Raw genomic sequence first — 4,720 nt, 5'->3', positions numbered from 1 at the left:
GTCGATGGGCGCCTTCGCCGGGGCGCTCTGCGCCTTCGGCTTCGTGGCGCTGCTGGCGCACCTGGCCGGCGGCGCGGCGGTGCGCGGCGCCGGCGTCTTGATCCTCGCCGGTATCGCCGGGGCGCAGCTGTTCAACGCCTTGACCGCCTTCATCATCGCTCAGTCCGCCAACGCCGAGCAGGCCCGGGGCATCCTGTTCTGGCTTCTGGGCAATCTTTCCGCGGTGCGCTGGCCGGACGCCTGGCTTGCCCTGCCGGCGGCCGGGGCGAGTCTCGCCCTGGCGCTTTCCCAGGTGCGCGCGCTCGACGCCTTCGCCTTCGGCGCGGAAAGCGCGGCGTCGCTCGGCGTCAACCTGCGCGTGACGAAAACGCTGCTGATCGGCTCGGCGGCGCTGGCCACGGCGGTGATGGTGTCGATCACCGGCGCCATCGGCTTCGTCGGGCTCGTCGTGCCCCATGCCTGCCGGCTGCTGGTCGGCGTGCGCCATCACCGGCTGGTGCCGGCGGCCGCGCTGTGCGGGGCGGTGTTCATGGTGCTGTGCGACGTGGCCTCCCGCGTGGCGATCCCCGGCCAGGTGCTGCCGATCGGCGTGATCACCGCGCTGGTCGGCGCGCCGGCGTTCGCCTTTCTGATGGTGCGGGGGCGGCGATGACGCCCCTTTCATCGCCCCTTTCATCGCCACTTTTGAGCGCCCGCGGCGTGAGCTTCTCCGCAGCCGGGCGAAGGCTCGTCGACGGCGTCGATCTCGACGTTTTCCCCGGCGAGACGCTGGGCGTGATCGGCCCCAACGGCGCGGGTAAATCGACGCTTCTGCGCCTGCTGGCCGGGCTTTTGCCGCCAGGCCAGGGCGAGGTGCGCTTCGAGGGATCGCCACTTGCGCGCTTGAACCGTCGCAGGGTCGCCCGGCGCATCGCGCTGGTGGCCCAGCAGGCGGAGACCGACGAGCGACTCACCGTGCGCGATGCGGTAGAGCTTGGCCGCACGCCCTGGCTCGACCGGCTGGGGCGCTGGCGCGACGAGGACACCGCTGCCGTCGACCGGGCGCTCGCGGCGGTCGAGATGACCGCGCTTGCCGAGCGGCCCTGGGCGTCGCTTTCCGGCGGCGAGCGCCAGCGCCTGCACATCGCTCGCGCCCATGCCCAGGAGCCTCGGCTGATGCTGCTCGACGAGCCCACCAACCACCTCGACATCCATCACCAGCTCGCCATCCTGGCGCTGATCCGGTCGCTGCCCGTCACCGCCGTGGTAGCGCTTCACGATCTTCATCACGCCCTGCGCTGTGACCGGGTGCTGGCACTTCACGAAGGCCGTGTGGTGGCGCTCGGCACGCCCCTTGAAGTGCTCACCCCGACGCTGCTGCGCGCGCTTTTCGGCGTCGAGGCTCACCTGGTGAACGATCCTGACGCAGACGGGCCGCTGATCGCCTTCAGGCTTTGCCCGAACTGACACCCGTGCTCGTGAATCGGCACGCGGCGTTGTCGGCGAGCCAGGCGTCGATCTCGCTCACGACGCTCTCCGGGTGGGTCATGTGGATGCAGTGGCCGACGCTTGGCAGCTCCTTGAGCGTGGCGCGCGCCATGCGCGCGTGCATGTAGCGCCCGACCTCCGGGTTCGCCAGCGTATCGACCTGACTTTGCAGCAAGAGCGCCGGATGGGCGACCTGGGGCAGCACGTGGCGGTAGTCGGCGAAGAAGGTGGCCCGGGCGAACACCTTGGCGACGATCGGGTCGGTGGAGCAGAAGCTCTCCGACAGCTCGCCGATCAGGTAGTCGGCACTTTCCGGCCCCATCACCAGCGGCGCCAGGTAGTTGGCCCAGCCGATGTAGTTGCGATCCATCAGCTCGAGCAGCTCCTCGAGGTCGGCGCGCTCGAAGCCGCCGTGATAGTCCGGCGCCACGTTCAGAAAGCAGGGTGACGGGCAGATCATCACCTGACTCGCGATGCGCTCGGGGATCTCGAGCGCCGCCAGCTGGCCGATGGTGGCGCTGACCGAATGGCCGACGACGTGAACGCCGCGAAGGTCGAGCGCCTGGCAGATCTCCACCACGTCCCGGGCGTAGCCTTCGAGGGTGGCGTAGCGCGTGGCGTCGAAGGCCGAGAGCTGCGAGCGCCCGGAGCCCACGTAATCGAACAGCACCAGCGTGTAGCGCTCGGCAAGCGCTGGCGCCACGTGCTGCCACACCCGCTGGTCGCAGCCGAAGCCGTGGGCCAGCACCAGCGTTTCGGGGCCCTCGCCCAGCACCGTGACGTTGTTGCGTTTTCTGATTTCCGAGGGGGTCAACAAACCGCGTTACTCCTTGCTTGTGTCGTCGGGGTGATACTTCGCCCTGAACTCGCCCTGGTGCCACGCCTGCACCCAGCCGGGCAGCGCGTCGGCGGGCATGGGTCTTGCGATGTAGTAGCCCTGGCCCTGCTCGCAGCCCAGTGCCAGAAGCTCCCGGCCATGCTGCAGGGACTCCACGCCTTCGGCGATCACCTCGCACTCGAACGCCGTCGCGAAGCCGATCACGCCCTTGAGAATGGCCAGGTCCCCGCGGCTCGTCAGCATGTTCTGCACGAAGCTGCGGTCGATCTTGAGCGTGTCCACCGGCAGGTCGCGCAGCTGGCTGAGCGACGAGTAGCCGGTGCCGAAATCATCCAGCGACACCCTGAGCCCCAGCGTGCGGCAGGCGTTGATGATCATGGCGGCCTGGGCCACGTCCTCGATCGCGCTGGTTTCGAGCACCTCGAGCTCGAGGCTGCCGCGCGGCAGGTCGGGAAACTCGTCGAGCAGCGCTCCCAGGTCCTGCAGAAATCGCGGGTGCAGCAGGTGGTAGCCGTCGATGTTCACGCTGACGCCGAGCGTCAGGCCCTGACGGTGCCACGCGGCGAGCTGGTCGAGGGCGGTGGCGAGAACCCAGCGCCCCAGGCGTACGCCGCACAGCGTCTTGCCCAGCGCCGGCAGAAAGGCGTGGGGGCCGAGCAGCCCGCGTTCGGGGTGGTTCCAGCGGATCAACGCCTCGGCGCCGAACACCTCGCCGGTACGCATGTTGACCTTGGGCTGGTAGTAAAGCTCGAACGCCCCGGCGACCAGCGCCTCGTTGACCGCGACCAGCGCCGAATGGCGCTCCTTCTGCACGTCCTCGTCGTCGCTATCGAAAAAGCGTACCTGGTTCTTGCCGGCGAGCTTGGCCTGGTACATGGCGTTGTCCGCCTGGCGCACGAGCTGGTCCGGCTCCAGCGCCCGGGCCTGAGGGTAGAGCGTCACGCCGATGCTGGCCGAGAGCGTCAGCTGGATGTCGTCGATCACGAAGGGTGCCGCAAGCCGGCTCCCCAATCGCGCCAGCAGCGTCCGTTCGATCGCCTGGGAGGCGCAGCCCTCCACCACCACCACGAACTCGTCCCCCCCGAAGCGCGCGATCAGGTCGTTCTGGCGCAGCGTCGCCGTCAACCGCTCGGCCACCTGCTGCAGAACCCGGTCGCCGATCGCGTGGCCGTGGCGGTCGTTGACCTCCTTGAAGCCGTCCAGGTCGATGAACGCCAGCGCGAACCCGCGACCGCCGGGGATGTGATCGACGATCCGGCGATCCAGGTCTCGACTCAGTGCGGCGCGGTTGGGCAACCCGGTGAGCGGGTCGGAATGCGACAGCGAGCGCAAAAGCGCCACCTTGTGTTCCAGCAACTGCTGGGTCTTCTTCAGCTCGACGTACAGCTGCTCGGAGCGCTGGGCGTTGGCGATGCTCCAGAAACAGCGCTCGCAGACATCGTCGTACACCGCGCTCACCACGACCGGCACGGGGCGTTGCTTTGCCGAGAGCAGCGTCAGGCGAATCTCCTCGCACTGCCCATCGCGGGCAAGCGCCGGCACGACGAACGACTCGAAGACGATGCGCGACGCCTTGCTGAACAGATGAAACAGATCGCGCCCCGCCAGCGCCTCGGGCGCATGCCCGTACTGGCTCGCGATGTAGCGATTGCTGTAGAGAACGCGCCGCCGGGCGTTTGTGACCACACACCCCATCGGAAACTCGTCGAGTGACAACACGCTGGGCGTGTACATCATGACCTGCGCCTTCTGTCGGGTGGCAAATTGGAATTAGCCAATGATGACCAATGATGGATCGTATTGCCATCGAGGAAGTACAACGTTCTTGCAACGTTGACGATGCCTGTTTGTGCTGCACAGGGTACGGGTTATCGTGCGACGATCCCAGCCTTCGAGCGACACCGGTCGCTGCCTCACTCGATCAGGAACCTTGCATGCAGTATGTCGTGACCGCTTATGACTTCACCGACGACGACGCCCTGTCGCGCCGACTGGCCAACCGCGAGGCGCACCTAGAAGGCGTCCGCCGCATGATCGAAGAGGGCCGCTTTCTCAGCGGCGGCGCGATCCTGGATGACGCCGGCCGCATGATCGGCTCCACCGTGCACGTGGCCTTCGACACCCGCGCCGCGCTCGACGCCTGGCTCGAGCAGGACCCCTACACCACCGGCCGCGTCTGGGAAACGCTGGATATCCGCGAGGTCCGGCTGGTGCCGATGACGCAAGACGCGTGAATGTCTCCCGGAATGACATAAGCGGTTTCTCGCTTTTGTTTGCGCGTCGACCTGTTTGAGTCGAGCTGACCGTTCAGACCGTTGGCTCGTCGCGGTGGTCGGCGTCACCCACCGCGACGCCCTCTCCAGGCCCTTCACGCCGGCGGGCTCGTCATGGCGCGAACTACCAGCCACCGCCGCC

At 67.8% G+C, this 4,720-nt stretch carries 5 protein-coding genes; 3 read left to right on the top strand and 2 right to left on the bottom strand.

The annotated features are described in order from the left end of the window. A partial coding sequence (locus BIS11_RS11060; RefSeq protein ID WP_253586052.1) for an iron ABC transporter permease occupies positions 1-652 on the top strand: 652 nt, incomplete at its 5' end. A gap of 47 nt (positions 653-699) precedes the next feature. Beyond that, positions 700-1,446, top strand: a complete 747-nt coding sequence (locus BIS11_RS11055) for an ABC transporter ATP-binding protein (RefSeq protein WP_253586051.1) — start codon at positions 700-702, stop codon at positions 1,444-1,446. Here the strand turns inward: BIS11_RS11055 and BIS11_RS11050 are convergent. Then, positions 1,427-2,281 carry an alpha/beta fold hydrolase gene (locus tag BIS11_RS11050; protein ID WP_253586050.1) on the bottom strand — a complete coding sequence of 285 codons (855 nt, stop codon included), beginning with the start codon at positions 2,279-2,281 and terminating at the stop codon, positions 1,427-1,429. The two genes, BIS11_RS11055 and BIS11_RS11050, sit on opposite strands and share 20 nt — an antisense overlap. A 9-nt stretch (positions 2,282-2,290) precedes the next feature. Beyond that, entirely contained in the window at positions 2,291-4,042 is a 1,752-nt protein-coding gene (locus tag BIS11_RS11045) for a bifunctional diguanylate cyclase/phosphodiesterase (protein ID WP_253426410.1), read from the bottom strand. 197 nt (positions 4,043-4,239) lie between these two features. On the opposite strand from BIS11_RS11045, the gene BIS11_RS11040 reads away from it, so the two are divergent. Then, a complete protein-coding gene (locus BIS11_RS11040; protein ID WP_253426408.1) occupies positions 4,240-4,539 on the top strand; it encodes a YciI family protein in 300 nt (99 codons plus the stop codon). Positions 4,540-4,720 lie beyond the last annotated feature (181 nt).

The organism is Halomonas sp. 707D4, assembly GCF_024158685.1.
In the GTDB taxonomy this organism is placed as follows: domain Bacteria; phylum Pseudomonadota; class Gammaproteobacteria; order Pseudomonadales; family Halomonadaceae; genus Vreelandella.
Note: the sequence above shows the minus strand (reverse complement) of the source record. Positions and strands in the feature narration are given on the sequence as shown.